This window comes from Pseudomonas corni (assembly GCF_057128765.1).
Genome location: NZ_JBSKHW010000009.1, coordinates 1 through 18,039 on the forward strand (window position 1 = coordinate 1; position 18,039 = coordinate 18,039).

The following is an 18,039-nucleotide window of genomic DNA, read 5'->3' on the forward strand; positions in this document are numbered from 1 at the left end:
CTATATCGCGGGCAAGCGCGCTCCTACAGATCTCGCGTCAGAACTGAATTTCAGCGGCGATGCGCATCCGGTGTGGGAGCGGATCTGTGTCAGACCTCTATTTCGGTAACGCCCAGACCTGTTGTAGGAGCGCGCTTGCCCGCGAAAGCAATCTGCAAGGCGCTGAAGATGCGTCGGATGTACCGGCCTATATCGCGGGCAAGCGCGCTCCTACAGATATCGCGTCAGATCTGAATTTCAGGGGCGCTGCGCATCCAGTGTGGGAGCGGACCTGTCCGCGAAGAGGTCGGGATGTTCAACGCAGCTTCAGCGCCTGACCCATAGCCTTCGTGACAAGTCCGCTCCCACTGAATCTGTGTTGAATCAGTAATTCGCAAATTCACCCAATCACCACGCAATAGGCTGGTCGTCCCACGCCCAGAAAGTGCCGGTGTCTGCCGGGCCGTGACGGCCGACCAGGTCGATGATGCATTGCGCAGCGAAGGCGGGGGTGAACAGTTGCTCGGCTGGCACATTGGCCTGAAAAGGTTGCGACAGCTGCGTGTCGGTGGTGCCGGGGTGTAGCGTCAGCACGGTGGAAGCAGGGTTCAGGCGCTTGAGTTCGATGCTGGCGGTGTGCAGCAGTTGATTAAGCGCCGCCTTGCTCGCTCGATAGCTGTACCAACCGCCAAGACGGTTGTCACCGATGGACCCCACCCTGGCCGACAGTGCCGCGAAGGTCGACGGTTGCTTGCGCAGTAGCGGCAACAGGTATTTGAGCAACAGCACGGGGGCAAAGGTATTGGTTGAGAAGCTTGCCTGAAGGCTGGCCAGGTCCAGTTGCGTCAGACCTTTTTCCGCCCGAGCGCCGTCCTGATGCAGGATGCCCAGGGTGCTGATGACCAGATGCAGGTGCTCGCACGTGGCGCTGATTTCTTGGGCGAGGGCCGCAAGCGCAGGCTCCTGGCGTACGTCGCAATCGATCAGCGTCAGTCGCGGGCCATATTGCCGGGCGAGCCTTGAAAGCTCATTCGATGTGCTGGCCTGACGCGAAGCGGCCCATAACTGGCCGACGTCATCGCGCTTCAATAACAGTTCACACAATGCCAGGCCGATACCCTGGCTGGCCCCGCAGATCAATACGCTGGCGTTGCCGGGCAGATCAGGAATCAGACTCATAAGACACCTCGCAAAAGAGTGATCGCAGTATGGCAGGCGCTCGAATCTGCGCACGTGGCGGTCTGCACCGTCGCACTGCAGCCCCTGATGTCCCTGGCTAATGCATCCTCAGCCTCGGGTTCGCGTCAGTAGACCACGCTGAACCCGCCACACCAGATAACAGGCCACAAGGGTGGTGGCGACCAGGCAATACCCGACCACGTCGAAGTGCTGCAATTTGCCGTCGGCACCGATCACTACGATGTGCCCGGCCAGCAGCGAGGCAAAGCCGCCTGACAACTGTTGAATTGCCGCGCTGACGGCGTTGAACGCGCCGCGATGGGAGGCCTCCGGAACTCCCGCGACCATGGCCTGGAAGGGGATCAGCCTGGAGAAAATGCCCACGAACAACACAGCATTTACCACGATGACCCAAGGCAACGGCACGTCGGACAGATGCGTGTAAATGGTCACCATGATGATGGTCAGCGCGCTGCCGAGGTAGAACACCGGCAACTTGCCGAAAGCATCGCTGGCCCGGCCTATCAAAGGCCCGGTCACAATCGTGCACAGTCCGGTGAGCAGATACACCGTAGGCAAGCTGGCAATATCGATGCCCAGATTATTGACGGTGAAGGCGCTGCCGAACGGCATCAGCATATAGCCGCCAGTGGTCAGCAGCGCAGTGGCGGCGAAGGCAGCCCAGTGGCGACGCGTTGCCAGCGTGGTGAACAGATGTCTGAAGGCGGTGTGTTCCTGGCGGGTCGCCAGATGGTCGACCACTGGACGCATCGCCATCACAATCACCAATCCGCCGGCGGCGCCCATGGCTGCCAACAACAAAAAGGGTGCATGCCAGCCCCAGTGATTGGCCAGAAACAGCCCCACCGGCAGGCCGAGCACCTGGCTGGCGGCGAAGGCTGTCTGGATCACACCCATGACGCGGCCGCGCGATTGTGGTGCGAACAAATCGGCGGCGATGGCCAGGACGATGGAGCCGATCACCCCGGCGAAGATGCCAGTGACCACCCGTGCCAGCAGCAGGGTCTCAAAGCTGTCGGCCAGGCCGCACCAGAGCGTGCCGATGACGAAGCCAGTGTAGAAAAACAGCAGCAGCTTTTTGCGATCGAAGCGATCGGCGAAACCTGCGGTGAGCAGACCGGACAGCCCTGCGCTGAAGGCATAGGCGCTGACCACCAGGCCGAACTGACGGGCCGACATGCTCAGCGCCGGCATGATCATCGCGCCCAGCGGCGCCATGAGCATGAAGTCGATGATGACGGCGAACTGCAAGGTGGCCAGAAGGCCGACGACGAATTTCTGATAACGGCTGAAGGGCGTCAAAACGGGTACGTCGGAAGTCATCAATGGGCTCGGGCAGGAATTGGCAGGTAAGGATCTCGACGGTTTAATCTCTCTCTCAATCCAGTCGACGGCAAAGATAGGCCTGAGTCTGGTACGGAAACTCGATAGTCTCGCGACCGCTCAGGGCAGGGTGGGTGGCAATCAGCTCGCGCAGTTGCCGTGTGACGATGGCTTTTTCAGCGGGGGGCAGTGCGGCAATAAAGCTCACCGAAAGGAATCGGTTCATGATCACGGTCTCGGCATTGCCTGAGTGGGTATAGCGGAAGGTGCTCAGTTCAGGCTGCGCGAAACAATCGCCGTTGAAAGGCACGCGCCAGTTGCCGGTGTGAAAGCGCGGGGTGTCGCCCTCAAAGGGGGTGATGATGCGGGTGATCTCGGCGACCCAGTCGACAGACTCGTCACGCACGTTCCAGATCAGACCAAGGCGACCACCGGGCTTGAGAACGCGATGAATCTCGGCCAGTGCGGCCTCGTCGGCAAACCAGTGGAACGCCTGTGCGCAGACCACAGCGTCAGCGCTTGCAGCGGCAAGGGGCAGCGATTGGGCGGTGCCGTCGACGATGGTGGTGTCGGGGAAAGCCTTTTCGAATTCCTCGCGCATGGCTTGCACCGGCTCTACAGCGGTCAGGTGCCGGGTCAACGGCGTGAGCAATCGGGTGAACTTGCCGGTTCCCGCCCCCAGATCTACCACGCAAGCCTCAGCATCGACGCCCAATGTGTGCCGCAGCCAAAGGTCGAGTGCTTGCGGATAATCCGGGCGACCCTGGGTGTAGGCGCCCGCTTGCGTCGAAAATCCCACCTGAGCAGCTGTATGAATGACTGACATTGTCGGCGATCTTCTTCGTTAAAAAAGTGGCCGGCGCATTATGCGGCAAATTCACAGAAGCTGATCGGCTGTCAGTTGTTGTCGTCAGGTCTTTTTCAAAAACTAACGATCAGACTTAAAAGGCGGCGAGGGCCGAGGCTGTTTTTTCCGCCAACGCGCCATCGTCGGGCGATGCCCCTCCTGCTACACCGACGGCACCTGCCAATTGGCCGTTAACCACAACAGGAATGCCCCCCTCTACGGGTAACATGTCCGGCAGATTCTGAAAGCCCGGGTGCCCTTGAACGATTTGCTGCTCAAGCATTTTGGTTGAATACCCATAAAGCGCCGCTGCTCGCGCTTTGCCGATAGCGGCCTGAACCATTCCGCTGGCGATCCCGTCAGCTCGCTCCAGATAAATCAGCTGCCCGCCGTCATCCACCACGCAGATCACCAAGGGCGGATGCCCCTTTGGAGCTGACTGCGCAGCAGACGAAATCACAGCTTTTGCGGATTCCAGTGTAATGAGGGGCTTCGTCGCCGAAGATTGAGCAAACGCAAAACAGGGAACGAGAAACGAGAATGCGAAGACCGGCCAATTTTTTTTCGATGTCATGCTGCGCTCGCATAGAGGAAATAATCCAGGTGCTGGCATTCTCTCAAGGCTGCGGCTTTCGTTGTTTCCAATATCCAGCGGATTAGCGTCGAGATTATCGATAGATTACCCGCCAATTTGTCTGGGAAAGGGAGATGCCTGAGGAATGGGGCGATTCTCCACGCCTCGCAGAGTGACTGTGTGATCAGCTGTGGATCGGTGTCGCCGCTAGATCGGACAATCATTCATTGGCGTGTTCGCTTTACGCATAGGACAATGGAGCAAGTTTTTACAACAGTCTGAATCGCACACTTTTACTCGACGGCTTAATTCAAAACGGGAGTGGCCTCGGATGGACACCAGGGCACTGACGATCTTCTTGAAGTTATCCGAGCTGGGCAGCTTGACGCGTGCCTCATTGGCCCTGGAGCTGACTAACTCGACAGTCAGCCGACAATTGGCGCAACTGGAAACGGAATGCGGGGGCAAACTGTTTTTTCGTAATGGCCGCGGCGTCATCCTGACACCGCTGGGAGAGTGCGTTCTTCCCCACGCGAAGGCGATTCTGTCCGGGGTCGAACGGCTGCAGCGTGACTCTGCAGGCATGGCAGGCGTACCCACCGGCGTGGTCAGAATCGGGATGATGCCCGCGCTGGCACCATTACTGGTACCGCAGCTTTACGCACGGGTCGCGGAGCGTTATCCGCGCGTCACACTCAGTGTGTCGGAGGGTTATAGCAGCCAGTTGGACGAGATGCTGGCGGACGGTTCCATCGATTTGGCAATCATCTTCCAATACGGCAGATCGACCCGGGTCGGAAGAGATTTCCTCGCACCAGTCGACTCTTGGCTGGTAGCTGGCCCAGGTGTGTTGGCTGCTCACGAAGCGCCCATTGCCTTCGAAAAAATGGCACGTCATCCGTTGGCATTGCCACCGTTGCCCAATAACCTGCGCGTCACTCTGGCCCGTCAGGCTGAGCAGCGGGGCATTGATCTCAACGTGGTCATCGAAATCAGCTCGTTCATGGCCCTGCTGGAATTGCTCGGACAAGGACAGTGTCTGGCCATCCTTCCTTATTTCTCCGTCCGCAAGAAGCTGGCCAATGGTGAGTTGTCCGGAGTACCCATTGCCGAACCTTCCATCGCAAGGTCGATGGTACTGGCCACTACATCATTCGTACCGGCAAGCCTTGCCGTGCGCGAAGTGTCACGGATATTGCGCGAACTGGTGATGGAAGAGCGGGACAACATGCTGCTCAGTGCCGATCCGTTGTAACTGCTGCACCGGATGTTGCGTCTGAAGCGTAAGCGGTCGCGTTGTTCGCGTTTCGCAAACAGTCATTTCGCCGAGAATGGCCTTGTGAGGCAAGGGGGGGCACCTTAACGTCTGGCCACTCAACACAAAAATAAAAGGCCAGAACGATGCATTCCTTTATTTACCAAGGCACGCCGACGCGGGTAGTTTTCGGTGCGGGCAAACTCTCCAGTCTGAGCGACGAAATTCAGCGGCTTGGTGCCCGTCGTGCCCTGATCCTTACCACCCCTGAGCAACAGGAACTTGGCGAGCAGGTCGCCCGTCTGCTGGGTGATCGCAGTTCCGGCGTGTATTCCAGAGCGGTGATGCACGTCCCACTTGAAACTGCTCAGGCCGCCCGCCAAGAGGCCGTGCGTCGCGAAGCGGATTGCTGCGTGGCGGTGGGCGGCGGTTCGACCATCGGCCTGGGCAAGGCCATCGCCATGGAGAGCGGTTTGCCGATTCTGGCCGTGCCCACTACCTATGCCGGATCGGAAATGACGCCGATCTACGGCCTGACCGAAAACCGCCTGAAGAAAACTGGACGCGATCCGCGGGTGCTGCCAAAGACAGTGATCTACGATCCGCAACTGACCCTGACGCTGCCGGTCGCGATGTCGGCCTGCTCAGGCATGAACGCCATGGCCCACGCCATTGAAGCGCTGTATGCAGAAGACGCCAATCCGGTGATCTCGTTGATGGCCGAAGAGTCGATCCGCGCACTGGCCCAGTCACTGCCCAGGATCGTGGATGACCCACACAACGTCGAAGCTCGCAGTCAGGCTTTACAAGGGGCGTGGCTGGCCGGTATCTGCCTGGGTTCGGTCGGCATGGCGATCCACCACAAGCTCTGCCACACCCTGGGCGGCACTTTCAATCTGCCGCACGCTCAGGCCCACGCCATCGTTCTGCCCCATGCCGCGCACTACAACCGCGAAGCCGCGGCCGAGCCGTTGCGCCGTGCAGCGCGGGCTCTGGGTGGTGATCAGGCAGACGACGTCGGGCCGCTGCTGTACGCCCTTAATCGGCGTCTGGGCATCCCCTTGGCCCTGGCCGATGTCGGCTTCCCCGAACATGGCCCTGCCGAAGCTGCGCGCATCGCCTGCGCCAGTCCTTACTACAACCCGAGGTCGTTCGAGCAGGATGCCATTGAGTCTTTGCTGACCCGCGCGTTGAATGGGCACGCCCCGGCCTGAGGGTGTTTGCGCTGATCCACCATTGCCAGAGAATATAAAAATGACTAACGCAGATTTAGCTTCCGAGCGTGAGATCACTGCCCGGGCCGTCAACAGTTTTGCCCATACACCTGATGCGCGCTTACGATTTTTACTGCAGAAACTGGTAGGGCATCTTCACCAGTTTGCCAGCGAAGTGCAGCTCAGCGAGGCCGAGTGGTTCCAGGCGATACGGTTCCTCACCGCCACCGGGCAGAAATGCGACGACGTGGTGCGCCAGGAATTCATCCTGCTTTCCGATGTGCTGGGGCTGTCGATGCTGGTCGATGCCGTTGAGCACCGCAACGGCGCCGAGGCGACCGAGAGTACGGTGTTCGGACCGTTCTATATCGCCGGCATGCCGGATCGCCAATACGGTGAAAACATGGCGCTGATTCCCGGTAGCGCTTCGTTGATCACCGGCCATGTTCGCGACACCGCCGGCAAGCCGCTGGTGGGCGCCACCCTGGATGTCTGGCAGACCGCCGAAAACGGCCAGTACTCGGGGCAGGACGTTACCCAGCCGCACGGCAACCTGCGCGGTCGTTATCACACAGACGCACAAGGGCGCTATGCAATCCGCAGCGTAGTCCCGGTCAGTTATCCGATTCCTACCGATGGCCCCGTGGGTCAGTTGCTTGACGCGACCGGGCGGCATCCGTGGCGCCCCGCGCACCTGCATTTCATGCTCGATGCCCCGGGCCACAAGCGTCTGGTGACGCATGTGTTCAATGACGACGATCCCTATATCGATTCGGACGCGGTGTTCGGTGTCAAAGACTCCCTACGAGTGGTCTATCAGCCACGTGAAGCCAGCGACCCACTGGCGAACGGGTTCGATATCGGCACCGATTTCCACTTGGCGAATTTCGACTTCGTTCTGGAAGCCACGGCGTAGGAGGGCAACGCTATGACACTCGATATCGAGTCTGCCCGGCTGTTGGCACAGTTGGCCGAAACCGGTTTGAAGCCGTTTCATTTGATGGATCCGCCAGAGGCCCGCGAGGTCATGGCGCAGATGCGACCTGTGGAGCAAGGGCCGACCATGCACCGCGTCGAGGATGTGCAACTGGGAGGAGCGCGTCTGCGGGTGCTGAGCCCAGGCGCCTCGGTCCGTGGCGCCATTCTGTACCTGCACGGCGGTGGCTGGGTCCTCGGCGGCATCAATGATTTCGACTATTTCGCTCGCCAATTGGCGCAGCGTACTCAGTGCACTGTGGTGCTGGTCGAGTATCGCCTGGCCCCCGAGTTTCCGTTTCCGGCGGCCATTGATGATGTCGAGCGCGCGGCGCAGTGGCTGGTGGATCGCCGCGCACAACTTGCTGGCGGTGCCGAGGGCACGCTGATCGTCGCCGGCGATAGCGCTGGCGGCAACCTCGCTGCGGTGTTCGCCCAACGCGCGGCTCGGCTGGGTCAGTTGCACTGGACCTTGCAAGTGCTGATCTACCCGGTCACCCAGGCGGATCTCGACGGCCCGGCCTATCAGGACCCGCAACGTCAATTGCTGCTGACCCGCGAAGGCATGCGCTGGTTCTGGGATCACTACCTGGCCGATGCCAGCCAGCGTCAACAAGCCGATGCCTCGCCGCTCGCCGCCACGGACCTGCGCGGCGTGCCACCGGCGGTCGTACTGACCGCGCAGTTCGATGTGCTGCGTGACGAAGGCCAGGCTTACGCCGACCGCCTTACGCAAGCCGGTATCACGGTGGTCGAGCGCTGTTTCAGTGGGCAGATGCACGGCTTCGTGACCATGCCTTTGCTGCGTGCCAGCGGCGATGCGCTGGACTGGCTGCACGAGCAGATCGAACCTTTTTTATCGCCCGTTTGACCCCTCGCTGACGATCAACGACTCCTGACAAAAAGAACAAGAGGTTTACCATGAGCGCCTTCAATACCACTGTACCCTCCATCGATTGTGATGATGAAACCCTGCGCGACCACCTGCAGGGTGCCGATATTCCCACCTTGCTGATGACGGTCGCACACCTCACTGGCGACCTCTCAGCACTGGATCCCGCCTGGAAACCCGTGGTCGCCATGGGCGTGGCGGTCAGCGGCATGGCCCCTGAAACAGAAGCCCAGGTTCGCGAATTCTGCCTGCAGCGCCTAGTGGCTTTTCGTGACAGCGGTCGGCGTGTGCCCGGAAGGCCTACCAGCGACCAGTTGCACACGTTGGGCACTTGGTTGATGGGGCCGGTCATTGAACCGTATCTGCCACTGATCGCCGAGGAAGCCGTCACCGCCGAGGAAGACCTGCGTACCCCGCGCTGGCATAAGGACCATATTGCCCCTAACCGTGACTTCAAGGTTGTCATCATCGGTGCGGGTGAGAGCGGCATGATCGCCGCCCTTCGCTTCAAGCAGGCCGGTGTGCCCTTTGTAGTCTACGAAAAAGGCGATGATGTCGGGGGCACATGGCGGGAGAACACTTACCCCGGTTGCCGCGTCGACATCCATAGCTTTTTCTATAGTTTCTCTTTTGCACGGCATATCTGGGACGACTGTTTTGCGCCCGCGCCGCAGGTCTTCGCCTACATGCAGGCGGTGGCCCGGGAAAAAGGTCTGTACGAGCATATCCAGTTCAACACAGAAGTCAGCGATGCCCATTGGGATGAAGCAACGCAGCGCTGGCAGCTGCTGTGTCGTAACAGCGCCGGGCAGGTCCGGGTAGACAGCAACGTCGTGGTGTTTGCCGTAGGGCAATTGAATCGGCCGATGATTCCGGCAATTCCCGGTATCGACACGTTCGAAGGGCCGACCTTTCACTCGGCGCAGTGGGACCACAGCATCGACTGGAGCGGCAAGCGTGTCGGGGTGATCGGCACGGGGGCCAGCGCGACCCAGTTCATTCCTCAGCTCGCCGGGACAGCTGCCGATCTGAAGGTGTTTGCGCGCACCACCAACTGGCTGCTGCCGACCCCTGATCTGCATGGTAAGAACTCCGACAGCTGCAAGTGGCTGCTTGCCAATCTGCCCCATTACAGCCTGTGGAACCGGGTAGCCATGGCGATGCCGCAGGGTGTCGGCTTCCTGGAAGACGTGATGGTGGATGTCGATTATCCACCGACCGAAGTCGCGGTGTCGGCACGCAACGAGCAACTGCGCCAGGATATCAGTGCCTGGATGGATCCGCAGTTCGCCGACCGACCGGATTTGCGAGACGTGTTGGTGCCTGACTCGCCCGTAGGTGGCAAGCGCATCGTGCGCGACAACGGCACCTGGATCTCGACGCTCAAGCGCGACAACGTCAGCATGATTCGCCAGCCTATCGAGGCCATCACGCCCAAGGGGATCTGCTGTATAGACGGCACCGAGCACGAGTTCGACCTGATCGTTTATGGCACCGGGTTTCATGCCTCCAGGTTCCTCATGCCGATCAACATAACCGGACGTGGCGGCGTGAACCTGCACGACGTGTGGAAGGGTGACGACGCGCGCGCCTATCTGGGCATGACGGTGCCTGAATTTCCCAACATGTTCTGCATGTACGGGCCTAATACCAGCCTGGTGGTGTACAGCACCATCATTCAGTTTTCGGAGTTGACCGCTAAATACATCGTCGATGCAGTGAGGCTACTGCTCGAAGGCGGGCACCAGAGCATGCAGGTCAAAGAGCCGGTGTTCGAAACCTATAACCAGCGTATCGACCAGGCCAACCTGCTGCGCGCCTGGGGCTTCTCCAAGGTCAACAGCTGGTACAAGAACAGCAAAGGGCGGGTCACGCAGAACTTCCCTTTCAACGCCGTAGAGTTCTGGCACCGGACCCATGAGGTCGAGCCCACCGACTACCATCTTTCCTGACCGCTGCGCTGGCGGCAACACAGGCACAGCCTTACCATGCAACGGCGGCTGTGCCTGATCGACCCGATGAGGCCGCCGATAACTACAAGAAGAGAGAGATCATGGATCGTCTACTCAGTACAGAAGCATTCGTGCGCGTGGCGCAGACCGGCAGCTTCGCCAAGGCTGCCGAGCAGTTGGGCGTGACCCGTTCAGTCATCACCCACCGTGTGCAGCAGCTCGAGACGTTCATCAATTCGCCGCTGTTCCACCGTAGCACCCGTCATGTGCGTCTATCGGACATTGGCGAAGCGTATTTTCAGGAATGCGCCGACATGGTCGCGGGCTTTCACGGCCTGACCGAGAAAATGCGCCATCAGCGTTCCAACCTCACCGGTCAATTGCGCTTACAAGTACTGCAAGGATTTGCAATCGACCACATGGGTCCGATGCTGGCGGATTTCACTGCGATGTACCCTGAGATCGAGCTTGATGTGGTGGTCACCGATCGCGTGGTCGAGCCGATCGAGGAAGGCTTCGACATCGCCTTCCAGATGTTCCCGCCACACGCCGAGCGCTTGGTAGTGCGCAAGCTGTTTACTTTGCATCGGGTCTTCTGTGCATCACCGCAGTATCTGAGTGACCAAGGCATTCCGGAGCATCCTGTGCACCTCAAGGATCATCGCGTCGCTTTGTTCAGTTCTTATCCGTCGCGCAATCGCTGGCAATTTTCTCGCGGGGACGAGTGCGTCGAGCTGACGCTACACGGGCAGATGCGCTCAAGTTCCATCCACTTGTTGCGCGATTACGCATTAAGCAGTGCGGGTATCACTTGCCTGCCAACCCTGATTGCCAGCGACGATTTCATCAGCGGGCGCCTGGTACCGATCCTTACCGACTATCGCCTGTCTTCTTTTGATTTCGCTGCCGTGTACCCCGAAACCCAGCGACGGGCTTTGCGGGTGCGAACACTGATCGACTTTCTGATCGAGCGCATCGGCGAAGTACCGCAATGGGATCAACGCCTGCTTGATCGCGGCATAGTGCTTCACTGACGCACTTCGTAATAGCGGCCTACCAGGGATTTGGAGTCGAAGGCGTCGTTCCATCTTGTGATGCCGGTCGAAAGTCTTCGATTGATCTCGGTGATCGTCGCATCGATATCCACGCTGCGAAGTGTATAGCGCACAGCGTAAGTCGGCAGAACATAGCCACTGGCTGAGAAGGTGGTCTGCAGCTTGAAACGCTGGGCCGAAACGAAGCCTGGGTTGCGTAATACGTCCGGCAGATGAGTGTGTTCGTACCATTCGTTGTATTCGGCATCACGGCCCGCAACCGCGTTGGACAGCACGATGAGTTCGTAGTCAATGGCGCCTTGTGCAGTGACCGCCTGGGCACCGGGAACATCCTTGGCGAGCAGGCGTTTGCCGATGGAACGATAGGTGCCTGCTACCCCTTCAGTGCGTAGCGGTGCGGCGGCATCTGTCGAGCATTCGATAAGACCTTCTGGCAGGCCAGGCGTCGGTACAAGATCACGACGCAAGACAAGAGTGGGGTTGGATGAGGCTGTACAAGGCCCGGTTACCGAGGGCTGGTCTGTGAAGTTCAGCACAGTGAGCGACTGCTCGGAGGCGTTACTGGTACAGGCCGTTAAACTCATCAACAGGGGTAGCGCGCCGAGAGTCATCCGTTGCAATGGGTTCATAGCCAATAGCCTTTTTTGTTATCGGGGAAGTTATTGAGATGGGGAACTTGATTCAGAGGCGTCGCCCACAAGGGTTTGCATTGGCTTTCCAAGTGGGTCAGCAATGTCTTTCATTGTATTTAGTCTCACTGACCTGACTTAACTACGTTCTCTTCTGAATATCTGATGCCGTCGCGATGAGATTGTGGAGCGTCACTGACGACGGGATGGCCCTGTGGTGAAAGGGGTTTGTCGAGCTCGCGGCCACGTGTTTCCGGCATGAATAACAACGCAATGATCGCCACTACATAGCCAGTTGCGCAGAGCACTTCAATGGCCCAGTTCAGCGAAGTGTAGTTTGCGAGAATAGCCACCAGCATTACCGAAAAAGCGCCCACCAACTTGCCGAAGTTGTAAGTGAAGCCCATCCCGGCGGCCCTGACCTCGGTCGGAAACTGCTCACTGAGGTAGGGACCCACAGCGGCGAACATGCCGTTGACGGTAAATCCAATGGGGAAACCCAAAGCCAGAAATACCAGCGGGTCAGTGGGCATCATCGTATAAAGCGCTGTCAGGATCATGCTGGCGACACTGAACGAGATCAGGCAAGGGCGACGTCCGAACCGATCGCACGCGTAAGCGCACCCTGCAAACCCTGCGAATGCTCCCAGGCTGACAATGATGGTGGCAGTAACCACATCGTGGGGGGTCATGGCGCGTGACTGGATCAATAACGTCGGCATCCAGGAAACGAGCGAATAACTTGCCGATTGCAAACCACACAGCAGGATGCTGGCCAATAAAGTGCTGCGCAACACACCACGCTGGAAGATGGCGCCGATGCGCACCGGGGTTGTTTTCGACCTCACCCCGCGCATTTGGGTGAACAGTTCAGGTTCGGCGACACCGCGAACGATCCACAGCACCAGCGCGGCGGGGATCACACTGAACCAGAACGCAAAACGCCATGCCGTGTCAGCGGGAAAAAAAGCAACGATCCCCATGGTCACTACGGACGCCAATGCAAGGCCAATGGAATAACCGCTTTGCACCAGGCCCAGTGCCTTGCCCCTATTCTTCGGGGCAATGACCTCAGCCATCAAGGCTGCGCCAATCGCCCATTCGGCACCAAAGCCGATACCTTGCAAGGCACGGCAAAAGAGCAGTTGGCCATATGTTTGCGCAAAGCCCGCAACGATCCCCATCACCGTAAACCAGATGATCGTGATTGCCAGCATGCGAACACGGCCATATCGATCACTTAATATGCCACCGACCCATCCTCCAACAGCAGAAGACAACAGGGCAGCAGTTGCAATGGATCCAGCATCGGATTTACTAAGATGAAGGGCCAGCATCAAGCTGGGCATGATGAAGTTAAATACTTGAAGATCGAAAGTATCCAGCGCCCATCCTGAAAAGCATGCCCAGAATGTTCGACGTTCCTTCGGCGTACCCGTTTTATACCAGTCAACCATGTTATTCATATTGTATGGTCTCGTACCGAGCAAGGTCATTGAATGACCTCGCTACTTATTATTGTGAGAGACGGGTCGGTTAGTTCATTACGTCATGCCGCCGCACACCGCCAGCGTCTGGCCGTTGACGTAGGCCGCCTGGTCAGAGGCGAGGAAGGCGATGACATTTGCAACATCGACTGACGTAGCGATGCGGCGTAACGGAATGGTCTTGATGCGCTCATCCAGCACGTGCGGGGGAATGCGCCGGCCCATGGGAGTGTCGACAATGCCCGGGGAAACCGCATTAACGCGGATCGAAGTGCCTGCCAATGCCTTGGCCAGGCTTTTGGTAAGGTTCTCGATTGCTGCTTTGGACGCTGCGTAATCGACTACCGTACTGCCGATCCGTCCCGAGACCGAGCTGACGTTGACAATCGCGCCAGGTATTTCCCGCTGTTTGAGATGTCTGGCGAACGCACGACTGGCGAGAAACACCGCTCTGACATTGACATTGAAGTTACTGTCAAAACCGTTCACGTCGATATCGAACAAGTCTTGAGGCTGATACCAGCCGGCGCAATTGACCAGGATTACGGATTCAGGATACGAGGCCAATAACGCATCGAAGCGTTCCTCGATATCCGGATTGCGCAGATCCATTTCGACAAGATCAGGCAGGTTATCCGGGTTGTTGTAGTCGATTTGCACAACACTGTACCCATCCGCTGCAAACCGCTGGACCACTGAGCGGCCGATGCCACCCGTTGCGCCGGTCACGATGGCAGTCTTCATTTTGCGCTCTCCTATATATTTATTTTTTCTACGGCCGCTAAGGAGCAATGCCTTGGCATGCCATCCGCATTTCAGACTCAGGGCGTTTGTTCTTTGGCCATGCACGCCCCGAGGCCTTCAAGCGCGAGACCGTAGCCAAGCAACTCGTGCATCTTGCGCTTGATGTCGTGGGTCAGCAGGACGCGAGCGTATCGCCGGATCAGGCGAGGGCGCTGCAGTAACTGGCGCGCCAACGCCCAGGCCCTAGGCAATACCAGCTCGGGCGCGAGAACTTCGCTGATCAAGCCGTAGTCCAGCGCCTGTTGGGCATCCAGTACCTGACCCGTCAGCAGAAAGTAACGGCCACGGTTCAGCCCCAATAGCGCTGGGAACACTATGTGCACACCATCCCCCGGGACCAGGCCGCCGTTCACGTGAGCCGAATCCTGGAAGGTGGCGGTGTCGGAGGCGATAACGATGTCGCTTAACAGGGGAATCTCGGCATGGCGGGTAGTCGGACCATTGACGGCGGCGATGACCGGGACTTCTATGTTCAGCAGGTTCCCCAAGAGGTGTTTACCCTCCCAGTAAATGCCGTCCCATTGCTGCGGGGTCAGCGGCTCCTTGACATGGCGATGGCCGCCTGGCGGCAGTGCGGGCCCGCAGAACGCATCCCCGGTGCCGGTGAGAATGACGACTTCGTTGTCCCAATCCCGGGAAATCTCGAGAAAGGCCTGCTCGAACTCGCGGTGTGGGCCCAGCCCCCATTGAAACGGCGTTCCGTTGGTATGGAAGCGCACTTCGAGGATGCCGTCTTCGCGGCGCATTTTGATGCATTCGAAACGCTCCGAATACTCGCTGAACTGGCTCATGGCTTCGCGTTCCCCTGTAAAAAACCGGCGAGGGCTGCATTGAATGCGGCCGGATTTTCAACGTTCGAGATGTGCGCGGCTTCGATCTCCAAGTAGCGCGCGCCGGGTATGAGCGTTGCCACTTCCATCACTCCTTCCGGCGGTGCAGCCTGGTCCAGCGCGCCGCCGATCACCAGTGTTGGAACGTGAACCCCTGGCAGGGTTTCCCGGAAATTCGCAAGTTCGATTGCCGCGCACGCGCCGGCATAACCCACTGGCGGAGTCAGTACAAAACCCTGATGAATGGCTTGAACAGCAGCAGGGGACGTCTGGGCGAAATGCGGGGAAAAGAAGCGCGCCATGACCCCGTCAACGATGGCCTGCATGCCGTCGCGCAAAACCAGGTTGGCGCGGTCATGCCAGAAAACAGGAGACGCGGTAACGGCCGCGATATTGCAGATCCCGACACTGTGCAGACGCTTTGGCGCGTGCACCGCTAGCCATTGTGCGACGAATCCGCCCAGCGACAAGCCGCAGAAATGCACTCGCTCCAGTTGAAGATGATCGAGCAACGCGGTCACGTCTTCGCCCAGATCGTCCAGCGAGTAGGGCCCCTGCGGCGCACTGGACTGGCCGTGCCCGCGTGTGTCGTAGCGCAGGATGCGAAACTGACTGCCAAGCGCGTCTACCTGCCCGCGCCACATATCCAGCGTTGTGCCCAGCGAGTTGGAGAGCATCAGAACGGGGGCGTCGGGACCCGCTTCACTGTGCAAGTCGTAAAACGTAGTGATGTTTTTCGAGTGGAATATCGGCATGGTTTAAGAGTTCGCACTGAAGAGTAAGTAAGGCGTTGGTCGCCAAACACGACCAGGCCGCTTTAGGGACCGGCGAAGGCAGGGCCGGCTCAGGTGCTGTCTAGCAAGGACGTGTGCTGGCAAAAGATTCGCGTGCCTCAAGACGATCAAGGAGGTGCCTCAGCCCTGGAAAGTCGATCGGCCAGGAATGATCCGGGAAGCGAAAGGCGAGCCAGCCCAAGGTGACGCCTACCGTCAAGTCTGCGAACGTCAGCGTGTCACCGATGAAATGTTGGCGATTGCCCAGCTCTCTGCCAAGCGCCTGAACGCCGTTGTTGAGTTTCTTTGTCTGGCGAGTGATCCAGGCAGGATCCCGGGCGCCCTCGGGACGCTGGACATTTTCCCAGCGCATTAGAATGCCGGCGTCGAGCACGCCGTCAGCCAGTGCTTCGATGCGCTTGACCTGCACCCGTGACACAGCGTCTGCCGGGAACAGAGCAGGCGTCGGCGAAATCGCTTCGAGATAATCGACAATGACCGAGGAGTCGTAAAAGGGTTCGAGATCCGATGTCATCAGACACGGAATCTTGCCGAGGGGATTGCGGGTGTACACCGTCGAGTCTGGATCAATCACATCCACTTCCTCGAACTGATAGGCCATGTTTTTTTCTGCCAGGGCGACCCGCACTTTTCGAACATAGGGGCTTGGCTTGGATCCGAGCAAAACGGGTAGGTTGTTCAATTCCGTCTCCAGTCTTTTTTATAGTGCTGCGTGAGGCAGCAGGTTTGTGGAGTGATGTTGGCAACTGCCTGCGGGCTGCGCAATCGTGCTTCCTGACTAGCAGGTTTGCACTTTATGCAAAACGGGGATTTTTGAGCGGGGGCGGGGGCGGGTGCGGGATAAGTGGAGTGCCTCGTCGCAGCTGACGAGTTTGTGCTGACAGCAACCGAGCAGACAGCGCACGCAGTAACGGCAATCAGGCAGTCAGGGACGCGCTGTAGACACGGACGTCATTTTTACTTTTTGCTTTTCAGGTGCTTCATGAACTGGACGAAATGAGGCCTGAATTCCTCGAATAGCGGGTGGTCCTTGTGTTCCAGCATCACTTCGCTGAACAGCTTCAGGCCAATCGCAAGAGAAGTCGACGTGTCGGGGTCGAAATCCCCTCGCGCACGCATGAGTTCAACGATGTGGAACATGTCGTCATGGTTGCCAACCTCAAAGCTCAACGGATCCCGTGAAACCGGTTGGCCTTTGGTGTCTTCAAGGTGTTCAATCTGAACGCGATAACGATGCTGCTTCATGTGACCATCCCTCCTGATTTAAACGATCGCGATCCTGGCACCTGTTCTCAGCCTATTGCATATGGCTGAACGAATCATCAGTGACTGGTTTGTCCGCCATCGATAATGAATACCTGCCCGGTGGCAAAGGTTGCCATGGGCGAGCACAAGTAAAGCACTGTATTGGCCAGCTCTTCCGGTTTACCTGCACGCCCCATCAACGGTGCAGCCAGTAAATCGTCACGCATGGCAGGATCAGCCAACCAGCGCTCGGTCATGGGCGTTTCCACCAGGCCAGGAGCCAGAGCGTTCACGCGAATTCCCGATTTGGCGTAGTCAATGGCTGCTGCTTTCGTCAGGCCGATGACGGCATGTTTGGCGGCAACGTAGGGCGCCATTCCGGCATCCGCGATGATGCCGGCCACCGAGGCAGTGTTAACGATGACGCCGCCTCCGGCTTTCAACATGTGCTGGATCTGATATTTCAGGCACAGAAATACTCCGCGCACGTCCACCGCCATCACACGGTCGTATACCGCTTCGTCCTGTTCTGCCAATGGCAGGGTAGGCGGCAGAATCCCCGCGTTGTTGAAGGCGCAATGCAAGCCGCCATAAGTCTGTACGGTGATGTCCACCAGTGCGCGAACCTGCGAGGCGTCAGCGACGTTGGTTTTTACAAAAAGCCCGTCGCCGCCTTCTGTATTGATCAGGTCGATGGTTTCCTGGCCCTGATCGCTGACATCGCCTACCACCACTTTCGCGCCGCGTCTGGCGAATGCCAGTGCGGTGGCGCGGCCTATGCCGGTGCTGCCGCCCGTGATCAGGATGACCTGGCCGGTGAAATCAAGAAGCTCGTCATTCATGTTCGCTCAACCCTTTGATGTGTTGGAGAGGTGAATCAGATGCGCGCAGCCGTCGTGAAACCTGGCGACGAGAAACTGATTTCGGTCCTCGACGCGTTATGTTCTGCCAGTAAATCCTGTTCATTTATGGCAATCAGCACCT

The 18,039-nt window shown here is 58.6% G+C and carries 18 protein-coding genes; 6 read left to right on the forward strand and 12 right to left on the reverse strand.

The features are described 5' to 3' along the window. Window positions 1–387: 387 nt before the first annotated feature. The 4 genes from ACWKV9_RS15020 to ACWKV9_RS15035 form a co-directional block, all read right to left on the reverse strand. Window positions 388–1,158 (reverse strand): SDR family NAD(P)-dependent oxidoreductase, encoded by a 771-nt coding sequence (locus ACWKV9_RS15020; RefSeq protein ID WP_483836909.1) that lies wholly within the window; start codon window positions 1,156–1,158, stop codon window positions 388–390. A 108-nt stretch (window positions 1,159–1,266) separates the two neighbouring features. Next, entirely contained in the window at window positions 1,267–2,502 is a 1,236-nt protein-coding gene (locus ACWKV9_RS15025) for an MFS transporter (RefSeq protein ID WP_483836910.1), read from the reverse strand. Between the two features lie 55 nt (window positions 2,503–2,557). Beyond that, window positions 2,558–3,328 (reverse strand): class I SAM-dependent methyltransferase, encoded by a 771-nt coding sequence (locus ACWKV9_RS15030; RefSeq protein ID WP_483836911.1) that lies wholly within the window; start codon window positions 3,326–3,328, stop codon window positions 2,558–2,560. Window positions 3,329–3,443: 115 nt separating this feature from the next. Further along, window positions 3,444–3,923, reverse strand: coding sequence for a GlcG/HbpS family heme-binding protein (locus ACWKV9_RS15035; RefSeq protein ID WP_483836912.1), 480 nt, complete (start codon window positions 3,921–3,923; stop codon window positions 3,444–3,446). Between the two features lie 331 nt (window positions 3,924–4,254). On the opposite strand from ACWKV9_RS15035, the gene ACWKV9_RS15040 reads away from it, so the two are divergent. The 6 genes from ACWKV9_RS15040 to ACWKV9_RS15065 all read left to right on the forward strand — a co-directional run bounded on the left by ACWKV9_RS15040 (window position 4,255) and on the right by ACWKV9_RS15065 (window position 11,245). Beyond that, window positions 4,255–5,178, forward strand: coding sequence for a LysR family transcriptional regulator (locus tag ACWKV9_RS15040; protein ID WP_483836913.1), 924 nt, complete (start codon window positions 4,255–4,257; stop codon window positions 5,176–5,178). 146 nt (window positions 5,179–5,324) lie between these two features. Beyond that, complete coding sequence (locus ACWKV9_RS15045; RefSeq protein ID WP_483836914.1) at window positions 5,325–6,392, forward strand: maleylacetate reductase; 1,068 nt, start codon at window positions 5,325–5,327, stop codon at window positions 6,390–6,392. Between the two features lie 40 nt (window positions 6,393–6,432). Then, entirely contained in the window at window positions 6,433–7,308 is an 876-nt protein-coding gene (locus ACWKV9_RS15050; protein ID WP_483836915.1) for a dioxygenase family protein, read from the forward strand. Window positions 7,309–7,320: 12 nt separating this feature from the next. After that, window positions 7,321–8,238 (forward strand): alpha/beta hydrolase, encoded by a 918-nt coding sequence (locus ACWKV9_RS15055; RefSeq protein WP_483836916.1) that lies wholly within the window; start codon window positions 7,321–7,323, stop codon window positions 8,236–8,238. A gap of 50 nt (window positions 8,239–8,288) precedes the next feature. Further along, window positions 8,289–10,211 (forward strand): flavin-containing monooxygenase, encoded by a 1,923-nt coding sequence (locus ACWKV9_RS15060; protein WP_483836917.1) that lies wholly within the window; start codon window positions 8,289–8,291, stop codon window positions 10,209–10,211. Between the two features lie 101 nt (window positions 10,212–10,312). Continuing rightward, window positions 10,313–11,245, forward strand: coding sequence for a LysR family transcriptional regulator (locus ACWKV9_RS15065; RefSeq protein WP_483836918.1), 933 nt, complete (start codon window positions 10,313–10,315; stop codon window positions 11,243–11,245). Here ACWKV9_RS15065 and ACWKV9_RS15070 read toward each other — a convergent pair. From ACWKV9_RS15070 to ACWKV9_RS15105, 8 genes are all read right to left on the reverse strand, one after another. Then, window positions 11,239–11,895 (reverse strand): hypothetical protein, encoded by a 657-nt coding sequence (locus ACWKV9_RS15070; protein WP_483836919.1) that lies wholly within the window; start codon window positions 11,893–11,895, stop codon window positions 11,239–11,241. The two genes, ACWKV9_RS15065 and ACWKV9_RS15070, sit on opposite strands and share 7 nt — an antisense overlap. Window positions 11,896–12,020: 125 nt before the next feature. Then, the gene (locus ACWKV9_RS15075; protein WP_483836920.1) at window positions 12,021–13,391 is read right to left on the reverse strand and encodes an MFS transporter; all 1,371 of its coding nucleotides are present in this window, start codon (window positions 13,389–13,391) and stop codon (window positions 12,021–12,023) included. Between the two features lie 48 nt (window positions 13,392–13,439). Continuing rightward, complete coding sequence (locus ACWKV9_RS15080; RefSeq protein WP_483836921.1) at window positions 13,440–14,126, reverse strand: SDR family NAD(P)-dependent oxidoreductase; 687 nt, start codon at window positions 14,124–14,126, stop codon at window positions 13,440–13,442. A gap of 77 nt (window positions 14,127–14,203) precedes the next feature. Next, a complete protein-coding gene (locus ACWKV9_RS15085; protein WP_483836922.1) occupies window positions 14,204–14,977 on the reverse strand; it encodes an enoyl-CoA hydratase/isomerase family protein in 774 nt (257 codons plus the stop codon). Further along, window positions 14,974–15,771, reverse strand: coding sequence for a 3-oxoadipate enol-lactonase (pcaD, locus tag ACWKV9_RS15090; protein WP_483836923.1), 798 nt, complete (start codon window positions 15,769–15,771; stop codon window positions 14,974–14,976). Before pcaD ends, ACWKV9_RS15085 begins: the two co-directional genes overlap by 4 nt. A 100-nt stretch (window positions 15,772–15,871) precedes the next feature. Further along, entirely contained in the window at window positions 15,872–16,492 is a 621-nt protein-coding gene (locus tag ACWKV9_RS15095) for a glutathione S-transferase N-terminal domain-containing protein (RefSeq protein WP_483836924.1), read from the reverse strand. 275 nt (window positions 16,493–16,767) lie between these two features. Next, window positions 16,768–17,055, reverse strand: a complete 288-nt coding sequence (locus ACWKV9_RS15100) for a DUF3861 domain-containing protein (RefSeq protein ID WP_483836925.1) — start codon at window positions 17,053–17,055, stop codon at window positions 16,768–16,770. 77 nt (window positions 17,056–17,132) lie between these two features. Beyond that, entirely contained in the window at window positions 17,133–17,897 is a 765-nt protein-coding gene (locus ACWKV9_RS15105; protein ID WP_483836926.1) for a glucose 1-dehydrogenase, read from the reverse strand. Between the last annotated feature and the right edge of the window lie 142 nt (window positions 17,898–18,039).